The sequence below is a fragment of the Streptomyces krungchingensis genome, assembly GCF_054729265.1.
The window spans coordinates 1,932,091-1,952,300 of the sequence record NZ_JBPUKY010000001.1; the positions used below are offsets into that span (position 1 = coordinate 1,932,091).

Annotated in this window: 7 protein-coding genes; all 7 read right to left on the reverse strand. The window is 71.6% G+C overall.

What is annotated here, in order from left to right; all coding sequences use genetic code 11:
• Window positions 1-141: 141 nt before the first annotated feature.
• The 7 genes from ACSYGO_RS08735 to ACSYGO_RS08765 all read right to left on the reverse strand — a co-directional run bounded on the left by ACSYGO_RS08735 (window position 142) and on the right by ACSYGO_RS08765 (window position 20,206).
• Window positions 142-3,111: an amino acid adenylation domain-containing protein gene (locus ACSYGO_RS08735; RefSeq protein WP_460386408.1), complete on the reverse strand. Its 2,970-nt coding sequence runs from the start codon at window positions 3,109-3,111 to the stop codon at window positions 142-144.
• Window positions 3,108-14,057, reverse strand: a complete 10,950-nt coding sequence (locus ACSYGO_RS08740; RefSeq protein ID WP_460386409.1) for an amino acid adenylation domain-containing protein — start codon at window positions 14,055-14,057, stop codon at window positions 3,108-3,110. Before ACSYGO_RS08740 ends, ACSYGO_RS08735 begins: the two co-directional genes overlap by 4 nt.
• Window positions 14,058-14,127: 70 nt before the next feature.
• Window positions 14,128-14,343: an MbtH family protein gene (locus ACSYGO_RS08745; protein WP_028805844.1), complete on the reverse strand. Its 216-nt coding sequence runs from the start codon at window positions 14,341-14,343 to the stop codon at window positions 14,128-14,130.
• A 350-nt stretch (window positions 14,344-14,693) separates the two neighbouring features.
• Window positions 14,694-17,183 (reverse strand): FtsX-like permease family protein, encoded by a 2,490-nt coding sequence (locus ACSYGO_RS08750; protein WP_460386410.1) that lies wholly within the window; start codon window positions 17,181-17,183, stop codon window positions 14,694-14,696.
• A complete protein-coding gene (locus ACSYGO_RS08755) occupies window positions 17,183-17,953 on the reverse strand; it encodes an ABC transporter ATP-binding protein (protein WP_426682742.1) in 771 nt (256 codons plus the stop codon). The genes ACSYGO_RS08750 and ACSYGO_RS08755 overlap by 1 nt, the downstream gene beginning before the upstream one ends.
• Window positions 17,946-19,283: an MFS transporter gene (locus ACSYGO_RS08760; RefSeq protein WP_426682741.1), complete on the reverse strand. Its 1,338-nt coding sequence runs from the start codon at window positions 19,281-19,283 to the stop codon at window positions 17,946-17,948. Before ACSYGO_RS08760 ends, ACSYGO_RS08755 begins: the two co-directional genes overlap by 8 nt.
• The gene (locus tag ACSYGO_RS08765) at window positions 19,280-20,206 is read right to left on the reverse strand and encodes an ornithine carbamoyltransferase (RefSeq protein WP_432187619.1); all 927 of its coding nucleotides are present in this window, start codon (window positions 20,204-20,206) and stop codon (window positions 19,280-19,282) included. The genes ACSYGO_RS08760 and ACSYGO_RS08765 overlap by 4 nt, the downstream gene beginning before the upstream one ends.
• Between the last annotated feature and the right edge of the window lie 4 nt (window positions 20,207-20,210).

Genomic DNA, 20,210 nt, shown 5'->3' on the forward strand with positions numbered 1-20,210 from the left:
GCTTCCACCGGGCCGAGGACTTGGAAGTCCATTCGGCACCCCCCGTTCTGACATGTGCGGAACTTGGCTCGGTGGAGAAACTATGGAGGACCGTTATTCCTGCGTTATCCGTCGGCCTCTTTGGCTTGCCGGTACCTTGCGCTAGGCGGAGATGATCCTTCCGAGGGCGGCGGCGACGGCCCGGTGGACCTCCTTGCCGTTGTCGGAGTTCGTCATCACCACACAGCCCGTGCCGGACCGCAGCCGCACCGAGGTGAGCGCGCGGAAGCCGGCGGTCTGTCCACCGTGCCCGAACTCGGGTTCCCCCGGCGTCGCGTCGACGACGGTGCCCAACCCGTAGAAGCTGCCGGGGAACGCCTCTGTGAGCATCGCGCCGGCCAGCCGTGCGGACAACAGGTCGGACAGCCCCTGGTGCGCGCGGCGCAACGCCCCGGCGAAGGCGGCCAGGTCGGCGGCGGTGGACCACAGGCCGCTGCCGGCCCGCACCGGGCGTACCCGGTGGCCGCCGGACAGTTCACGTCCGTGCTGGTCGTGTCCGGCCGCGGCGTCCGGGGTCCCGGGCGCCCCGAAGGCGCTGTCCCGCATGCCCAGCGGTTCGAACACCAGCTCCTGGACGGCCTTGTCGAAGTCCCGTCCCATGACATCGGCCAGGACCTGTTCCACGACCGCCCACTGGGCGCCCTCCTTGCGGAACTGCGCGCCCGGTTCGTGCTCCGCACGGACCTCGTCCAGGATCCCGGTGAGGCTCGGCATCGCCTCGTCGGGACGCCACCAGGTGGCGCCGGCCCCGGCGAGACCCGAGGTGTTGGACAGGCACTGGCGCAGCGTGACGGGCCGACCGCCGGCCGCACGGGGCAGCGTCCGGCCGATGAGCACGGTGTCCAGGTCCGCGTCCAGGTCGAGGACACCGCGGTCGACGAGCCGCAGCGCGGCGTACGCGGTGACGTGCTTGCTGATGGAGCCCGCCTGGAAGCGGGTGCGCAGGGTCACGGGAGCGCCGGTCTCCGTCGAGCGCACGCCGTGGGCGCCGACGGCCACGGCCTCGCCGTCCCGCAGGACCGCGACGGCCGCGCCCGGGACGCGGTGCTCCGTCATGACCCGCTCGACCTCGCCCGCGGACAGGGCACGGGCGTCGGCTGTCGTCATCATGGGCGTCTTCCTCGTGGTGGGCCGCGTCGTGGTGGACGTACGCGCGGTCGTCGTCCGGGTGGTGTCCCTCGGCGCTCCGTCCGCCGTGGCCGACGACGCGCCGTCGGCCGCTCCGGCGTCGAGCGCGGTCGCGAGGTCCTCGATCGTCCCGTTGTCCAGGAGCATGCGCAGGCTCAGGGCGAGGCCCGCCCGGCGGGCGGCGGCGAGGACGTGGACGATCCGCATGGAGTCGGCGCCGAGATCCGCCAGCCGGTCCCTCACGCCCACGTCGGGCACGCCCAGCACCTCGGTGCAGACGTCCGCCAGGAGACGCTCGACGGGGGTGCGCGGGGCCACGTACGCGCGGTCGGCGACGAGCGCCGAACGGCCGGGCACCGGGAGGGCCTTGCGGTCGATCTTCCCGGCGGCGCTGAGCGGGAGTTCGTCGAGGAGGACGAAGGCCGCGGGCACCATGTACGCGGGGAGTTCCGCCGCGAGGCCGCCCCGCAACGCCTCCTGGTCCGGGCCCGAGGCCCGGTCCACGGCGACGTACGCGGCCAGCCACTTCTCGCCGCCGGCGTCCTCACGGACCACGACGACCGCGTCCCGGACGCCCTCACGGCGCCGCAACCGCTCCTCGATCTCGCCGAGTTCGATGCGATAGCCCCGGATCTTCACCTGATGGTCCTCACGGCCCAGGTATTCGAGCTGACCGTCCGCACGGTGGCGGGCGAGGTCGCCCGTCCGGTACATGCGTGAGCCGGGTGGGCCGCCGAACGGTTCGGGCAGGAACCGCTCGGCGGTGAGCGCGGACCGGCCCACATAGCCGCGCGCCACACCGGCACCGCCCAGGTACAGCTCGCCCACCACCCCGACGGGTACGGGGTGCAGGGCCGCGTCGAGCACGTAGGCCCGCATGTTGTGGATCGGTCGGCCGATCGGCACGGTGTCCGCGCCGCCCTCGACCTCCCAGCCGGTGGCCCAGATGGTCGTCTCGGTCGGCCCGTACAGGTCGACGAGACGGTCCACGTGCCCGTGCAGCTCCCGGGCGAGGGGCGGCGGGCAGGCCTCGCCGGTCGTGATCGCGGTGACCGGCCGGTGCGCGAAGCCCGCGGCACGCAGCAGCTTCCACCCCGCGGGGGTGGCCTGGACGTGGGTGACGCCCCGGCCGTCGATCAGTTCCAGCAGCGCCCCGAAGTCACCGGTCTCCTCGTCGCCGGCCAGCACGATCCGGCCGCCGGTGACCAGCGGCAGGTACAGCTCGGCTGCCGAGATGTCGAACGACAGCGAGGTGGCGGCGAGCCAGGTGTGCGCGGGCCCGGCCTCGAACCGCTCACGCATCGAGAACAGCAGGTTCAGCAGCGAACGGTGCGCGATCTGCACACCCTTGGGCCGCCCGGTGGAACCTGACGTGAACAGGGTGTAGGCCAGGCCGAGTTGCAGGGCGTGCGGCGCGCCGAGGTCGGGAGCGGTGTCCGGTTGCCTGCCGATCTCCTCCCGCTCCCGCGGTGCCTCCAGGTCGAGGAGCACCCCGTCGTACGCTCCGCCGTCGGCGGCCGGGGCGCCGTCCTCGGCTGCGTCGGTCGGCCCGCCCGGCCGCGGTACGCCGGTGGAGGCGTCGCTGATCCGGTCCGCCAGGTCCGTCTCCGTGACGACCAGGCGGGCGCCGGCCGCTCGTAGCATGTACGTGAGCCGTTCGCGGGGCAGTGCCGGGTCCAGCGGGAGGTGGGAGCCGCCCGCCTTCCAGATGCCGAGCAGGACGGGCAGGAGTCCCCGGCGACGGCGCAGCAGCACACCGACCACCGCGTCGGTGCCGACGCCCGCGGCGCGCAGCCGGTGCGCGACACGGTTGGCCTGCCGGTCCAGTTCTCCGTACGTCAGTGATCCGTCCCGTGCCTCGACGGCGACGGCGTCGGGGCGGGCGGCGGCGGCGCTCGCGAACACCTCGTGCACGCGGCGCGGCCCTTGTCGCGGATTGCTCATTCCCACTCCACCTCGGTGTCGTTCCAGTCCTGGAGGATCTGTGCGCGCTCCGCCTCGGGGACGACCGCCGCCTGCGCGTCGCCGTCCGGGCCGGCGGCCATGGCTTCGAGCACGGCCCGGTACATCCCCGCGAGACGTTCGGCGTTGGCCCGGTTCAGGCCGGTGCTGATCGCCCGCAGCACGAGCCGTCCCGGCACGTTGGCGAGGGACAGCGTGAACTCGTTCGAGCTGTCCCCGGCCCCTGCCCGCACGTCGACCGTTCCGGTGTCCACCTGGTGGAAGTCCTGGTAGCGGAACATGACGTCGAACAGCCGGCGTCCGCCGGCGAGCCGCTGCACGGCGGGCAGCGGATGCCGCCGGTGCCCGTACACCTCGGCCTCGCGGTCGAAGACCTGGCGGACGAGTCCGCCCCACGTGCGGGCTCCCCGCCGGTGGGCGAACGGCAGCGTGTTCAAGTACATGCCGTACACGCGCTCGACGCCGGGGACTTCGGGCCGCGCGCTGTACAGGACGCCTGTGTGGAAGGCCTCTTCGTGCGTGAGCGTGCTCAGCACCTTCAGATGCGCGGCCAGCAGTACCGCCTTGAAGGACGTGCCGGTCTGCGCCGCGAGGGCCCGCAACTCCGGTTCGAGGTCGCGGAACTCCACCGACAGCTTGAAGTCCTCCCGGGGAGTCCCGGGCCCGGTGCCCCAGTCCGCGGGCAGACTCCACGGAGCGTGCTCGTGCACGATGCCCCGCCAGTACGCGCGGTCGTCCTCGGAGTCCAGCGAGGCGAGTTCGGCCGCGATGAAGTCCGCGTAGCGGACCGGCACGGGCTCGGGGGTGGTGGGTTCCTCCCCCGCCGCGTACGCGTGGTAGAGGCCGAGCACCTCCATCAGCAGGGACTGCTGGCTCCAGCCCTCCGTGATCGCATGGCAGTGCGTGAATCCGAGGTGCCAGGCCTCGTCCGACTCGACGAGCGCGGAGATCCGCAGCAGCGGTGCGCGCCTGAGGTCGAACAGGTCGCCGCGCTCCCGCACGATGTGGTCCCGCCGCGCCTCCTCGAACTCCTCGGCGGAGCCGCCGCGCAGGTCCCGCACCGAAAAGGGCGCCTCGGCGGTCGCGTGGACCAGTTGCAGCGGGACCTCGAAGTCCTCCAGTTCGATGGAGGTGCGCAGCATCTCGTGCCGCTCGACGACGGTCCGTGCCGCACGGGCCAGGGCGTCCTCGTCGAAGGGCCGTCCGTCCTTGATCCGGAACGTCGACGTGTTGTGGTACTTGTTCAGACCGTCGTCGGCGAGCATCTCCAGGACCATGCCCAGCTGCACCTGCGAGAGCGGGTAGGCGTCGACGACGCCGTCGGGGAGGGATTCCCTGACGCTCTCGGAGACCAGCGCGAACGGGGCCACGGCCACCGACGCCGTGCGGTCGGTCCGGTGCGCCCCACCGGGGCCGGCTCCGCTGTCGTCGCCGAGCGCGGTGGCGAGTCCGGCGACGGTCCGGTGACGGAACACATCACTGACGGCCGCCTCGAACCCTTCGGCCCGCAGGGCACCGACCAGCGCGATCGCCTTGATGGAGTGACCGCCGAGGTCGAAGAAGTTGTCCTCGACACCGACCTTGTCCAGACCCAGAACCTGACCCCAGACCTCAGCGATCCTCTGTTCGACATCGCTGCGGGGGGCGACGTAGGTGTCGGTGGCGACGGCCTCCGGGTCCGGCAGGGCCCGCCGGTCCAGCTTGCCGTTCGCCGTCAACGGGATCGCATCGAGTTCGACGAACGCCGACGGGATCATGTACTCGGGCAGCATGCCGTTCAGCCACTCCCCCAGTGCGTCGGGGTCTCCGCCGACGACGTAGGCGACCAGGCGCTGGTCGTCGGTCACGACCACGGCCGCGTCCGAGACATCCGCGTGAGCCGTCAACGCGGCCCGGATCTCACCCAGTTCGATCCGATAACCACGCACCTTCACCTGATCGTCGATCCGGCCCAGGAACTCCACCGCACCGTCCGACCGCCACCGCGCCAGATCACCCGACCGATACATCCGCGCACCCGACTCACCGAACGGGTCCGGCACAAACCGCTGCGCCGTCCGCACCGGATCACCCACATAACCACGAGCCACACCGGCCCCGCCGACGTAGAGCTCGCCGACCACACCGACCGGCACGGGCTCCTGACGCGCGTCCAGAATGCGCATGGTCATGTTCGGCAACGGGCGGCCGATCGGAACGACACCCTCATGGGAGGTCTCGACGGGGAAGACGCACGTGCCCACCGTCGCCTCGGTCGGACCGTACTCGTTCCACACCCGACCATCCCCCAGCAATACCCGCCACCGCTCCACCAGCGCCCCAGGCAGCGCCTCACCCGCGACCACGATCCGCGACGTCAGCCCACGGATCTCGTCATCGGAGAGCTGACCGCCGATCACCTCCAGATGACCGGGCGTGAGCTTGAGGAAGGAGAACGGGCCGGCCCCGACCAGCGCACCACCCAGCTCGATCAGCTCACCGTCGAACAGCCACACCCGCTGACCCGCCACCAGCGGCGCCCACACGTTCGGCACCACCAGGTCGAACGCCACCGACGAAAACACCGGCGCGCCACCGGAACCACACGAGGCCAACTCCCGCACCGCCCAGTCCACATGATTGACCAGACCCCGATGCGAAACCTGCACACCCTTCGGCCGACCCGTCGAACCCGACGTGAACACCGTGTACGCCAAACCATCCAGATCCACCGACGGCAACGGTCCACTCACCGGCGGATGCTCCACATCGGCCCGCACGACATCCACCGCGAAACGGTCCACATACCCGGCGGACGTCACCGCGACCTCGACGCCGGCATCCGCCAGCATCCCGGCCACCCGCTCCCCCGGCAACACCGGATCCAACGGCACAAACCCCGCCCCAGCACGCCACACCGCCAGCAACGCCACCACCAGATCAACCGACCGATCCAGCAACACCGCCACCGACGAACCCGCACCAACGCCGGCACAACGCAAAGCCTGCGCCAGACGATTCGCCCGACCATCCAGCTCACCGAACGTCAACGACCGCCCGGCCGCCTCCACCGCCACCACACCCGGCGACGTCGCCGCACGCACAGCGATCAACTCCGGCACCGACACCCCCGGCACCACAACCCCCGTGTCGTTCCACGACGAGAGCACCAATTCCCGTTCGTCGCCGGGCAAGTACGTGGATTCGGCACTGCCGTCCACGTCCTGGGCCATGGCTTCCAGAACCGAGCGGTACATGGAGGCGAGCCGGTCGACGGCTTCGTGGGTGAGACGGCCGGCGTCGGCCGTGAGGAGCAGGCCGGCCGCTCGGGCGGCGACGGCGAGGCCGAACTCCGTGGCGCCCTCGCCCATGCCCGAGTCCGCGTCGACGATGTCCGACTCCGCCTGGGCGTCCTTGAGGTCGAGATAACTGAAGCGGACGTCCAACAGCCGGGACCCGTCAGCCAGTTCGCGTTGCATCACCGGCATCGGGAAGCGGCGGTGCGGCCAGAGGGCGGCTTCCTGGTCGTAGACCTGGCGGACGAGGTCGCGCCAGGTGCGGGCGCCGCGCCGGAACGCGAACGGCACCGTGTTCAGGTACATGCCGTACACGCGCTCCGCGCCCAGGATCTCCGGGCGACCGCTGCACACCAGCCCGGTGTGGAAGGACTCCTCCGGAGTGAGCAGGCTCATCACCTTCAGGTGCGCCGCGTGCAGCACCGCCTTCAGCGACGTACCGGTGTCCCTCGCGGCGGCTCGCAACGCCGGCGCGAGGTCGGCGAGCGGGACGCGGACCGTGTGCGCGGGACCGGCTGTGGCGCCACCGCTCCAGCCCGCCGGCAGCTCGAACTTGGCGTGCCCTTCGATGACATCGCGCCAGTAGGCGCGGTCACGGTCGGACTCCGTCGAGGCCCGCTCGGCCGCCACGAAGTCTGCGTACCTCACGGCGGGGGCTTCGGGCTCGGGCAGTGCCTCACCGCTCCGCACCCGCAGGTAGTTCTCGACGATCTCGCTGAGCAGCGAGCGGTGGCTCCACCCCTCGGTGATGGGGTGGCACACGCTGACCGAGAGCCACCAGGCCTCGTCCGACTCGACGAGCGCCGAGACCCTCAGGAGGGGCGGGCGTTCGAGGTCGAACGCGGCGGCCCGCTCCGAAACGACGTGCGCGCGGCGGGCCGCTGACTGGTGCTCCTCGTCCTGCCCCCGCAGGTCGTGCACGGTGACCGGGATCTCCGCGCTCGGGTGGATGAGCTGGAGCGGTACCGAGTAGCCCTCCAGAGCGAAGGACGCCCTGAGCATCTCGTGTCGCGTCACCAGCGCCTGTGCGGCCTGGCGGAGCGCGTCTGCGTCGAAGGCTCGTCCGTCCCTGATCCGGAACGTCGTGGTGTTGTGGTACTTGTTCCGGCCGTCGTCGGCGAGCATCTCCACCAGCATGCCGAGCTGCACCTGCGCCAGCGGGAAGGCATCCACCAGACCCGCGGGGAGTGCGGCCCGGTCGGCGTCCGGGAGCAGGGCGAAGGGCGCCACGACCGGGAGGTCCTGCGCGGGCGTGCCCTCGCTCGTGCCCAGCGCGGTGGCGAGTCCGGCGACGGTCCGGTGACGGAACACATCGCCGACGGCCGCCTCGAACCCTTCGGCCCGCAGGGCACCGACCAGCGCGATCGCCTTGATGGAGTGACCGCCGAGGTCGAAGAAGTTGTCTTCGACACCGACCTTGTCCAGACCCAGGACCTGACCCCAGACCTCAGCGATCTTCTGTTCGACATCGCTGCGGGGGGCGACGTAGGTGTCGGTGGCGACGGCCTCCGGGTCCGGCAGGGCCCGCCGGTCCAGCTTGCCGTTCGCCGTCAACGGAATCGCATCGAGTTCGACGAACACCGACGGGACCATGTACTCGGGAAGGACGGACGCCAGGGCCGCACGCAGGTCCTCGGCGCTGCCGACGACGTAGGCGATCAGGCGCTGGTCGTCGGTCACGACCACGGCCGCGTCCGAGACATCCGCGTGAGCCGTCAACGCGGCCCGGATCTCGCCGAGTTCGATCCGGTAACCACGCACCTTCACCTGATCGTCGATCCGGCCCAGGAACTCCACGGCACCGTCCGACCGCCACCGCGCCAGATCACCCGACCGATACATCCGCGCACCCGGCTCACCGAACGGGTCCGGGACGAACCGTTGCGCCGTGCGGGCCGGATCACCGACATAACCCCGGGCCACACCGGCCCCGCCGACGTAGAGCTCGCCGACCACACCGACCGGCACGGGCTCCTGACGCGCGTCGAGAATGCGCATGGTCAAGTTCGGCAGGGGGCGGCCGATCGGAACAACGCCCTCATGGGAGGTCTCGACGGGGAACACGCACGTGCCCACCGTCGCCTCGGTCGGACCGTACTCGTTCCACACCCGACCATCCCCCAGCAGCCCCCGCCACCGCTCCACCAGCGCCCCAGGCAGGGCTTCACCCGCGACCACGATCCGGGAGGTCAGCGCACGGATCTCGTCATCCGACAGCTGACCGCCGATCACCTCCAGGTGACCGGGCGTGAGCTTGAGGAAGGAGAACGGGCCGGCCCCGGCCAGCGCACCACCCAGCTCGGTCAGCTCACCGTCGAACAACCACACCCGCTGACCCGCCACCAACGGCGCCCATACGTTCGGCACCACCAGGTCGAACGCCACCGACGAGAACACCGGCGCACCACCGGAACCACAGGAGGCCAACTCCCGCACCGCCCAGTCCACATGATTGACCAGACCCCGATGCGAAACCTGCACACCCTTCGGCCGACCCGTCGAACCCGACGTGAACACCGTGTACGCCAAACCATCCAGATCCACCGACGGCAACGGTCCACTCACCGGCGGATGCTCCACATCGGCCCGCACGACATCCACCGCGAAACGGTCGACATAGGCGGCGGACGTGACCGCAACCGTCACGCCGGCATCCGCCAGCATCCCGGCCACCCGCTCCCCCGGCAACACCGGATCCAACGGCACAAACCCCGCCCCAGCACGCCACACCGCCAGCAACGCCACCACCAGATCAACCGAACGATCCAGCAACACCGCCACCGACGAACCCGCACCCACCCCCCGCGAACGCAACACGCCCGCCAGACGATCAGCCCGATCCACCAACTCACCGAACGTCAACAACCGCCCGGCCGCCTCCACCGCCACCACACCCGGCGACGTCGCCGCACGCACAGCGATCAACTCCGGCACCGACACCCCCGGCACCACAACCCCCGTGTCGTTCCACGACGAGAGCATCAACTCCCGCTCACCGGAGGGAAGGACAGGCTGCTCGGCGTTCCCGTCGGGGTCCGAGGCCATGGCTTCGAGGACCGAGCGGTACATGGAGGCGAGCCGGTCGACGCCCTTGCGGCCGATGACGTGCCGGTTGGCGGTGATCACCATGAAGCCGGCGCGCGTCGAGACACCGAGGGGGAACTCGGTGGGGCTGTCGTCGATCGTCGCGGCGTAGTCGATGAGGTCCTGGTCGACCTGACGGAAGTTCTGGTAGCTGAAGCGCACGTCGACGAGGCGTTCCGCGGCGCCGAACTCGCGCTGCATGGCGCCGAGCGGGTACCGGCGGTGCGGCCAGACCTCGATCTCCTGGTCGAAGACCCGGCGGACCAGGTCCCGCCAGGTGCGGGCGCCGCGCCGGAAGGCGAACGGCAGGGGGTTGAGGTAGACGCCGTGGACGCGTTCGGCGCCGACGGCTTCCGGGCGGGCGTTGGTGACGAGTCCGGTTCGGAAGGACTCCTCCGGGGTGAGGCGGCTCATCACCTTCAGGTGCGCCGCGTGCAGCACGCTCTTGATGGGGACCTGGGCCTCGCTCGCGAGTGCGCGGAGTCCCGCTTCGAGGTCGTGGTAGGGGACCCAGGCGCGGTGCAGTCCGCGCGGTGTGGTCAGCGGGTCGTCGCCCCATCCGGCGGGCGGTACGAACTTGGGATGGTTCTCCACGACGCCTTGCCAGTAGTCGCGGTCCTCGGCGGAGTCCAGCGACTTCAGTTCGGCCGCGACGAAGTCCGCGTACCGGACGGCGGCGGGCTCGGGCTCCTGCGGCGGCCGGCCGTCGCGCAGCGCGCGGTAGGCGGCGACCAGTTCCATGAGGAGGGAGTGGTGGCTCCAGCCTTCCAGGACGGCGTGGCACTCGGTGAGCGTGAGCCACCAGCTGCCGTCGCCCCGGGTGTGCGCGGTGAAGCGGATCAGCGGGGGCCGTGCGAGGTCGAAGAGGTCGGTGCGTTCCTCGGCCATGAAGGCGCGCAGGGACTCCTCGGCGGCGCGCGCGTCGAGCGCCGTCAGATCACGGGTGCGGACCGGGGAGTCGACCCGCTCGGGGTCGTGGACGAGTTGCAGGGGCACCGAGTACCCGTCCAGGGCGAAGGAGGTGCGCAGGATCTCGTGGCGGCCGATGACGACGCGTACGGCCTGCTGGAGCGCGTCGGGGACGAAGGGCGACACGTCGAGAATCCTGAAGCAGGTCGAGTTGTGGTAGTGGTTGCGGCCGTCGTCGGCGAGCATCTCCACGACCATGCCGAGCTGCACCTGGGCGAGCGGGTAGGCGTCGACGACGCCTTCAGGGAGGCGTGCGCGGTCCTCGTCCGCGAGGAGGGCGAACGGGGTGACGCCGGGTTCGGGGCGGGCCGGAGCGGGACGTCCGGTGAGGAACTCGACGAGTTCGGCCGGGGTGCGGTGGGCGAAGACGTCGCGGACCGTGACGTCGTGTCCGGTGTCGCGGAGCGCGGCGACGAGGGCCACGGCGCGCAGCGAATCGCCGCCCAGGTCGAAGAAGCCGTCGGTCACGCCGACCCGGTCGACGCCGAGGACGTCGCGCCACACCTCGGTCATCCGCTCCTCGTCGGCGGTGCGTGGGGCGACCTGGTTGCTCCCGACGGCCAGGGCTCCGCGGTCGGGGGCGGGCAGTGCGGCCTGGTCGAGCTTGCCGTTGACGGTGAGGGGGATCCTTCCGAGCGCGAGGAACGCGGTGGGGATCATGTAGGCGGGCAGGGTCTGTGCGAGCAGGGCGCGCAGCTCGCTGGGGGCGGCGACCGCCTCGCCGGCGGGTACCACGTAGGCGACGAGGCGTTTGTCGCCCGAGGTGTCCTCGCGGGCGACGACGACGGCGTCGCGGACCAGCGGATGTGCGGTCAACGCGGCCTTGATCTCGCCGAGTTCGATGCGGTGGCCGCGGATCTTCACCTGGTGGTCGATGCGGCCGAGGTAGTCGAGGCCGCCGTCGGGGCGGCGGCGTGCGAGGTCGCCACTGCTGTAGAGGCGGGAGCCGGGCGGACCGTACGGGTCGGGCACGAACCGTTCGGCGGTGAGCGCGGGACGGCCCAGATACATGCGGGCGACGCCGGGTCCGGCGACGTGGATCTCACCGGGGACGCCGATGGGTACGAGTTCGCCGTGCGGGCCGAGCAGTTGTACCTGGAGGTCGGCCAGCGGGGTGCCGACGTCGTTGCCGTGGTCGGCGGCGAGGTCGGCTTCGGTGACCCGGTGGTACGTGGTGTGCACGGTGGTCTCGGTGATGCCGTACATGTTGATCAGGGCCGTGCGGTCGAGGCCGCGGCGGGCGACCCAGGGGCGCAGGGCCGGCATGTCGAGGCGTTCGCCGCCGAACGTGACGACACGCAGGGCGAGTTCCTCGATCAGCGGGTGTCCGTCGCCGGCGAGGGCGACCAGGCTCCGGAAGCCGGACGGCGTCTGGTTCAGTACGGTGACGTGTTCGTCGGCGAGGAGCCGGAGGAAGTCCTCCGGTGAGCGGGCCAGGTCCTGCGGTACGACGACCAGACGGCCTCCGTACAGGAGGGCGCCCCACATCTCCCAGACGGACATGTCGAAGGCGTACGAGTGGAACAGCGGCCAGACGTCGCGCTCGTCGAAGCCGTAGTGCTCCTCGGTGACGGTGAACAGGCGCAGCACGTTGGCGTGGGTGAGGCCGACGCCCTTGGGGCGGCCGGTGGAACCCGAGGTGTAGATGGTGTAGATCAGGTCGTCGGGGCGTGCTCCGCCGGCGGGGGCGGTGCCGGGTGCGGCGGCGAGGGCCGCGGCGTCCCGTTCGCCGTCCAGGTTCACCAGGACGCCGTCGTGGGCGCCGGCGAGGTGCTCGGCGTGGGCGTCGGAGGTGACGACGATCCGCGCTCCGGCGTCCTGGAGGGTGTAGGCGATGCGGTCCGCGGGGTGTTCGGGGTCCAGCGGGAGGTAGGCCGCGCCCGACTTGAGGACGGCGAGGAGGGTGGGCACCAGGTCGATTCCGCGGTCCAGGCTGACGCCGACCAACTGACCCGGTTTCGCGCCCAGTCCGCGCAGGTGGTGGGCGAGCTTGTTGGCGCGGGTGTCGAGTTCGGCGTAGCTGAGCCACTCGCCGCCGCAGCCGACGGCGGGGGCGTCGGGGGTGGTGGCGGCCCGCTCCTCGAAGACCTCGTGGACGCAGCGGTCGGGCGTCGGCAGGAGGTTCGGGGCGGGGGCGAGGACGGCCAGGTCCGTGTCGTCGAGCAGGTCGAGCAGCGACAGCGCGCGGTCCGGGTCGGCGACCGCGGATTCCAGCAGGCGCACGTAGTGCCGGGCGAGGCGTTCGGCGGTGGTCCGGTCGTACAGTGCGGTGCTGTACTCCAGGGTGCCGTGCACGGAGCCGTCGGCCCGCTCGCCGAGCTGGAGGGTGAGGTCGAAGCGGGAGACGCGGGAGGTGGCACGCAGCGGCTCGGCGGTGACGCCGGGCAGCCGGAAGCCGTCGGTGCGCTCCTGGTGCAGGGTGAAGGCGACCTGGCACAACGGGGTGCGGGACATGTCGCGTTCCGGCTGGAGTTCGTCGACCAGCCGGGCAAAGGGATACTCCTGGTGGTCGAAGGCGTCCAGGACGGTGGCCCGGGTGCCGTCCAGCAGGGTGCGGAACGACGGGTCGCCCTGCCAGCGTCCGCGCAGGACCAGGGTGTTGATGGCGTAGCCGACGAGCTGTTCCAGTTCGGGGCGTCCGCGTCCGGACACGACGGTGCCGACGGGGATGTCGGTGCGTCCGGTGTAGCGGGCGAGCAGCGCCTGGTAGCCGGTGAGCAGGGTGGTGAAGAGGGTCGCGCCGTGCGCGGAGCCGAGTGCACGGAGCCGTTCGGTGAGCGCGGCGGGCAGGGTGACGGGCACGGCGTCGCCCGCCCAGCTGCGGGTGGCGGGCCGGGGCCGGTCGGTGGGCACTTCGAGCGGGGTGATGCCGGCGAGCCGTTCACGCCAGTACGCGAGTTGTCCGTCGAGCGTGCCGTCGGCGAGGCGGGAGCGCTGCCAGGCGGCGTAGTCGGCGTACTGGACGGTGAGGGGGGCGAGCGGGTCGGGCCTCCCCTGCGCGAACTCTGTGTAGAGCGTGGCGAGTTCCCCGAGCATCAGGCCGACCGACCACTCGTCGCAGGCCACGTGGTGCAGGACCACGGCGAGGATGTGGTCGTCGGCCGCGACCCGGATGAGCCGGGCGCGCAGCGGATGGCCCCGCTCCAGGTCGAAGGGGCGGCCGGGTTCGGCCTCGGCGAGCTGTCGTGCCCGCCGTTCCCGTTCGGCCGGGTCGCCCGACCCCGTCAGGTCGTCGAGCGGGAGGTCGAACGGGCCCGGCGGGTCGACGACCTGGACCGGCTCCGCTCCGTCGAGGCGGTAGCGGGTGCGCAGGATCTCGTGCCGGGACTGCAGGCTCTCGAAGCCCCGGCGCAGTGCCTCCGCGTCGAGGGGGCCGCGCATCCGCAGGACGACGGGGACGCTGTATTCCCAGCTGTCCGGGTCGAGCCGGCTGAGGAACCACATCTGCTGCTGGCCGTGGGAGAGGGCCAGCGGGCCGTCCCGGTCCGCCCGCCGCAGTGCGGCGCGCCGCCCACGGCGGGCGCCGGCGAGCCGGGCGCGCACCAGTTCCTCGCGCTGGTCTCCGGCTTCCTGGCCCGTACGAACTCCGCCCGTGCTCATGCTGAGCGCTCCTCCCCCACCCTGTGCTTCTCGGTTTCCGGCCGTGCTGCTGTGCGTGTGCGTGGGCCCGTCAGGCGGTCGCCTGCTCCATGCGGCGGCGCAGGCTCGCCGGGCGCAGGTCCGTCCAGACCTCCTCGATCCGGTCCAGGCACTCCTGCCGCGTCCCCTCGGTGCCTTCCGCGTGCCAGCCCGCGGGCAGGTCCCGGTCCGCGGCCCAGATCGAGTACTGCTCCTCGTCGTTGAGCACCACCCGGTAGACGCGGTCGTCGGTCTGCTCGTCAGCCATCTCGGCTCTCCCTTTCGGAGGTCTGTTCGGTCATCGGATCGGGATACGTGTCCGGATCCGCCGTCAGCTTCCGGCGGGGGCCTATACCGGGCCTCTACGCGAACTGTCGTACGGGTGCGGGTCGTTGCCGGCCCGTGAGCGGGCACGACGAAGCGCGCGACCCGGTCCCCACGGGGGGAGGGACCAGGCCGCGCGCGGTCTTTCGGGAGGGCGCCGGCACTCCTCGCCGTACTCGCGAGCCGGGCCGGTCACTGCTCGTGGGCGTCCACGAGCCGGACCGGCACCGACTCGGGGGCCCGCACACGTCGTACGGACAGCGGCGCGCGGGCGCCCACGAGCCGTGCAGGCATCTACTCGCGGGCGCCCACGAGTTGGACGATCCGGGAGCGTAGTGCCGCCGTGACGGGCAGCACCGTGCCGACGACCGCGAGCAGCGCGGAGACGGCGGCGATACCGGCGACCACGAGCCAGGGCGCCACGATCGGGGTCGTGCCGAACAGCTGGAGCAGTGCCGCCCACAGGGCCGCGATGTTCACCGCCGAGGCGAGCAGGGCGAGGACGACTCCGATGGCGGCCACGAGCAGCGATTCGGCGACGAAGAACCGCAGGACCTGCTTGGGTGTGGCGCCGGCCAGGCGGAGCACGGCCAGGTCGCGGCGCCGGTCCGCGGTCGCCATGAGCAGGGTGTTGAGGATCGCGATGAAACAGAACAGCACGACGATCACGGCGGTGGAGCGTTGCCGCACCTCGATGAGATGGCGGGCGTAGGCGCTCTCGGAGGCGACGAGCTCGTCGCGGGTGAGGAACCGTGCTCCGCTGTCCCGCACCGCCCTGTCGATCGCCGCCGTGGCGGCGGCCCGGTCGGTGCCGGGTTCCAGGGTGATGTAGGCGCGGCGCGCCAGTCCGTCGCGCGCGTAGGCGGCGGACGGGGCGAAGCGTTCGGGGAGGTAGGCGACGTCCTCGCCGCGCATCGCCTTGTAGACGGCGGCGACCTTCAGCGTGGCTTCCTCGCCGTCGCCGAGCAGGATCTTCTGTGTCGTCCCGGCGTCCCAGCCCCACAGGTCGGGGGCGGCGAAGCTGTTGTCGTCGAGTCGGTCCAGGGACCCCTGGGTGATGGTGAGGTCCATGGTGCTCTTGAGTGCGGAGGTGTCGACGACCATGCCGTCGTTCTCGTCGTAGCGGTCCTCGTCGCGGGTGTAGACCGTGGTGAGCAGGGGCGCCGCGATCTGTACGCCGTCGATCCGTTTCACCCGGTCGACGACCTCGGGGCTGATGCCCGGTGTGCCGTCGGGGGCGAGGGCGTACTGGGAGGCGACCTGGTTGCGCAGTCCGTGGTCACGGGCCGCGCCGAGCGAGTCGGTGGCGGCCAGCAGGGACAGGGCGAGGCCCACGGTGAGCAGGATGGGTGCGGCGGTGGCCGCGGTGCGGCGGCGTGAGGTGAGCACGCTCTCGCGCACGAGCATCGCGGTGGGGCCGGCGGAATTGCGGAACGGCCACATCAGCAGCCGCGCCAGCGGACCGATCGCCAGGGGCGCGATGACGGCCGCGGCGAGGACGGGAACGAGGAGCTCGGTCACATAGGTGTTGGGCGAGAGGATCGTGGCCGGTTTGCCGACCGCGATCCACGCGGCGAGTCCCACCCCGGCGCCGACGCCGATCGCCCCGAGCAGCAGCCGTCCTGGGGTCATCCCGGAGTCGTCGACCGCGGCCTCCCGCAGTGCCTCGACGGGCCGTACCCGTCCGGCGCGGTGCGCGGCGGCGGCCGCTCCGCACAGGGCCACCAGGACACCGACGAGGAACGCGCCGGCCAGCGGGGCGGTCACCGTCCAGTGCAGCGAGGGCCGCACCCGGAACCAGGGCGGCGAGATGTCGAGGTCGATGAGCATGTCGGTGAGCAGTTGCGCCCCGTACAGGCCGAGGGCGGTGCCGAGCGCGGAGGCCAGCGCGCCCACGAGCAGCGCTTCCCCACGCACCATACGGCGGACCTGTTTGGGGGTGGCGCCGACGGTGCGCAGCAGGGCGACCTCGCGGCGCCGCTGGATGACGGCGAAGGCGAAGGTCGAGGCCACCACGAAGACGGACGTGGTGCCCGCGACGGAGGCCATCACCGGGACGAGGGTGATGGTGTTGTCGAGGGTCTCGCGGTCCTCCGCCTTGCTGGCGTCCGCCTCGTGACGGTCCTTGCCGGTGAGGACCTCGGCGTCCTTGCCGACGGCGGCGCGCACCTGGTCGATCGGGCCGAGGGCCACCAGGGCCTGGATGCGCGGGCTGATGCGGGCGGCCTCGGCGTCGCCGAAGAAGACGGCGTTCTCCCAGTCGACGGGTGCGACGGTGCCGGACACGGTGTACGCGGAGACTCCGGCGGCGGTCATGACCGTGACCTTGTCGCCGGTGCGCGCCTGGTCGGACGGCACGACGATCTGTCCGTCGCCGGACGGCTGCCGGCCGCTGGTCAGTTCGTAGCCGCCGAAGCGCGCGACCGCCCAGGGGTGGCCCACCTGGTTCCTCGGGCCGCCGCGGAGCTGCGCGTAGAACGCCCGGTCCACGACGGTCTCCCCGGTGGCCGCGACGCGGTCGAGGAGGTCCCGGGAGACGCCTTCGGCCTCGGGCAGCGAGCGCACGCCGAGGTCGTGGTGGGCGGGGTCCCAGTCGGGGTCGGTGGGCAGGACGACGGCGGAGGCGCGGGCGAACCGCTCGGCCGGCCGGTCGGGCAGGTCGAGCATGGTCATCAGCAGGACGCCCATCGCGGCGACCTGGGCAACGCCCAGGACCAGTGCGACGACGGTGCCGAGGAAGGACACCCAGCGCGCCCGCAGGGTCTGGAAGGCGATGCCGAGCACTACGACACCGCCAGATCGGTCATGCGGGCGGCGACCGCCTCGGCCGTCGGGGAGGTCAGTTCGCCGACCAGTGTGCCGTCGGCGAGGAACACCACACGGTCCGCGTACGCGGCCACGTTCGGGTCGTGGGTGACCATCACGATGGTGGTCGGCTCGTCGAGCTCGGGGTCGTCGGCGCCCTTGCCGCCCGTGACCGGGCTGCCCACCAGCTTGCGCAGTACTTCGAGCAGTTCACGCCCGGTCGTGATGTCCAGCGCTCCGGTGGGTTCGTCGGCGAACAGCACGGCGGGGCGCGTGACCAGGGCCCGGGCCACCGCCACCCGCTGCTGCTGGCCGCCGGAGAGCTGACCGGGCCGCTTTCCCGCCTGGTCCTCCAGGCCCACCTGGGCAAGTGCCCGCAGCACGGTCTGCCTGCCCGGTTTGCGGCCGGCGAGCCGCAGCGGCAGCCCGACGTTCTGCGCGGCCGTGAGCGAGGGCAGCAGGTTGAACGCCTGGAACACGAAACCGGTGGACTCCCGCCGGAACTCGGTCAGCCGGGTCTCGTTCAGGCCGCCGATGTCCGTGCCGTCGATGAACACCCGTCCGGAGGTGGGCCGGTCGAGTCCGGCGGCACACTGCAGCAGCGTGGACTTGCCGGATCCGGAGGGGCCCATGACGGCCGTGAAGCTCCCGCGCGGGAAGGACAGGTCGACCTCGCGCAACGCGCTGACCGCGCCGCTGCCCGAGCCGTACGTCTTGGTGAGCGACTCCAGCCGCACTGCGTCATCCATCGATTCTCCGTAGCGTCATGGTGGTGGGGGGACCGGCCGTCAGCTCCCGCTGATGCCCGGACGCCTCTTCCTGGGCGCTCCGGTCTTCGAGCTCCGCCCCTGGGCGGGTGAACACGACGGTCGCCACCACGGCGAGCAGGGCCATCACTCCGGATGCGATGGCCAGAGTCCCGCGCGTCCCGAAGCCTTCGAGGAGATAGCCGGTGCCGAGCGCGCCGATCGAACTCGCCCCGGAGACAAGGAGCATGACGACGCTGCCGACCCTCCCCTGCATGGCGTCGGGTGTGATGCGCACCTGATGGGACATGCCGGAGACCGTAACAGCGGCTCCTATATGCGACGTTATGAAGAAGAGAATCCCAAGTGTCACAGGATGCAGCAGAAATACCGTTCCAGGCATGATCAGGGCCCAGGCGACATGCGCGTAGATCATCACGCGCCGCATCGGCAGCCGCCTGCTCAGCCAGCCTCCGCTGAACGCCCCGAGCAGTCCTCCGATACTCCCGGCCGCCATGATCAGACCGACCGTGCTCGCCGGTCTGCCCTGCTCCCTGACCAGCACGGCCACGGTGAGGATGAGCCCCTGGAAGACGAGGTTGCTGCCCGCGATCACGAGCAACGCCGAGCGGAAATAGGCGCGTTGCCACACCCAGCGCAGCCCGCTGGAGATCTCCTCCCGCAGTCCGCGGGCGCTCTTGCCCGGCCCGGAACGCTGCGCGGGGATGCGCAGCCGGGTGAGCGTCAGCAGCGACATCAGGTACAGACCGGTGCTGGACAGGAACGGCACCCAGGCCGAGAGCCCGAACATCACACCGCTCGCCGGATGCCCGACGAAGTTCACGGCCCGTGAGCGCGCCTCGTTCTGCGCCATCGCGGTGGACACCTGCTGGGGCGGCACGACACCGCGTACGGCGGCCCGTTCGGACAGCTGGTAGAAGACGGTGAGGCTGCCCTGGACGAAGGCGACGGTGGCGATGTGCCAGACGCGCACCTCGTCACCGGCGAGCGAGACCGCGACCGACCCGATGGCCAGCGCCCGTCCCGCCACGCACACAAGCATCACCCGCCGCCGGTCCCAGCGGTCCACCAGCACACCGGCGGGCAGCTGCATCACCAGCATCGGCAGCAGCGCCGCGAAGCCGACCAGGCCGGCCGCGCTCTTCGACCCGGTGTGCCAGAGCACCAGCAGGGTGAAGGCCATGGTGGAGGAGCGCTCCGCCATGACCGACAGCGCGGAACCGCCCCACAGCAACCGGAAGCGCCCGTTGCTGCGCAGCGGCGGCAGCCTGTCCACGCCGCCGCCGTCCCGCGCCACGACGTCCTTGCTCATCGACGGCCCGCCCAGCACCACTCCAGGACCGCCATGGCGCTGTGCAGCTTGTGCGTGGCCTGCGTGAAGGCGATGCTCGCCGGCCCGTCCAGGATCTCTGCGGTGACCTCCTCGCCGCGGTGGGCCGGCAGATCGTGCAGGAACACGGCCTTCGGGCTGGTCTCCCACAGGGCCCCGGTGACCTGGAACGGCGCGAAGACCTCACGCCAGTCCTCGGTCGACTTGGTGGTCCCGGTGGTCTGCCAGCGCGTGGTGTAGACGGCGTCGAGATCGGCGGGCAGCGCGGCCATGTCGTGCCGCTCGACCACCCTGGCCCCGCTGCGCGCCGCCTGCTCCGCGGCCTCGGCGAGGATCTCGGGCGCGACGCCGTAGCCGGGCGGTGTGCGCAGTTCCAGCTCGGTTCCGGGGAAGCGGGTGAGAGCCAGCGCCAGCGCCGCGGCACTGTTGTTGCCCTCGCCGACGTACAGCAGCCGCAGCCCCTCGATCCGTCCGAAGTGCCTTTGCAGGGTGGTCAGATCGGTGAGCCCCTGGGTCGGATGCTCCTCCGCGCTCATCGCGTTGACCACCGACATGGTGCCGGCGGCCGCCCAGGTGCGCAGCTCTGCGGTGGCGTCGGCCGTGCGGGCCACCAGCAGGTCCAGCATCCCGGCGAACACCCGCCCGGTGTCCTCACTGGTCTCGCCGGTGTTGGTCTGCAGGTCGCCGGGCCCGAACGTCACGGTCTGCGCCCCGAGTCGGAGCGCGCCCGTCGTGAAGGCGGTGCGGGTCCGGGTCGACGTACGGCGGAAGTAGACGCCGACGACGGCGCCGTCCATGGTCCTCGCCCGTGCGCCGGAGGCGAACGCGACGCCACGGGCCACGATGCCGCGCAGTTCGTCGTCGGTCAGGTCGGTGAGGGAGATCAGATGTCGCGCGGATCCCATGGTG

Excerpts from the sequence above, each read along its gene's own strand:
- ACSYGO_RS08735 (WP_460386408.1), bottom strand. The coding sequence starts at position 3,111 with ATGAGCAATCCGCGACAAGGGCCGCGCCGCGTGCACGAGGTGTTCGCG.
- ACSYGO_RS08740 (WP_460386409.1), bottom strand. The coding sequence starts at position 14,057 with ATGAGCACGGGCGGAGTTCGTACGGGCCAGGAAGCCGGAGACCAGCGC.
- ACSYGO_RS08745 (WP_028805844.1), bottom strand. The coding sequence starts at position 14,343 with ATGGCTGACGAGCAGACCGACGACCGCGTCTACCGGGTGGTGCTCAAC.
- ACSYGO_RS08755 (WP_426682742.1), bottom strand. The coding sequence starts at position 17,953 with ATGGATGACGCAGTGCGGCTGGAGTCGCTCACCAAGACGTACGGCTCG.
- ACSYGO_RS08760 (WP_426682741.1), bottom strand. The coding sequence starts at position 19,283 with ATGAGCAAGGACGTCGTGGCGCGGGACGGCGGCGGCGTGGACAGGCTG.
- ACSYGO_RS08765 (WP_432187619.1), bottom strand. The coding sequence starts at position 20,206 with ATGGGATCCGCGCGACATCTGATCTCCCTCACCGACCTGACCGACGAC.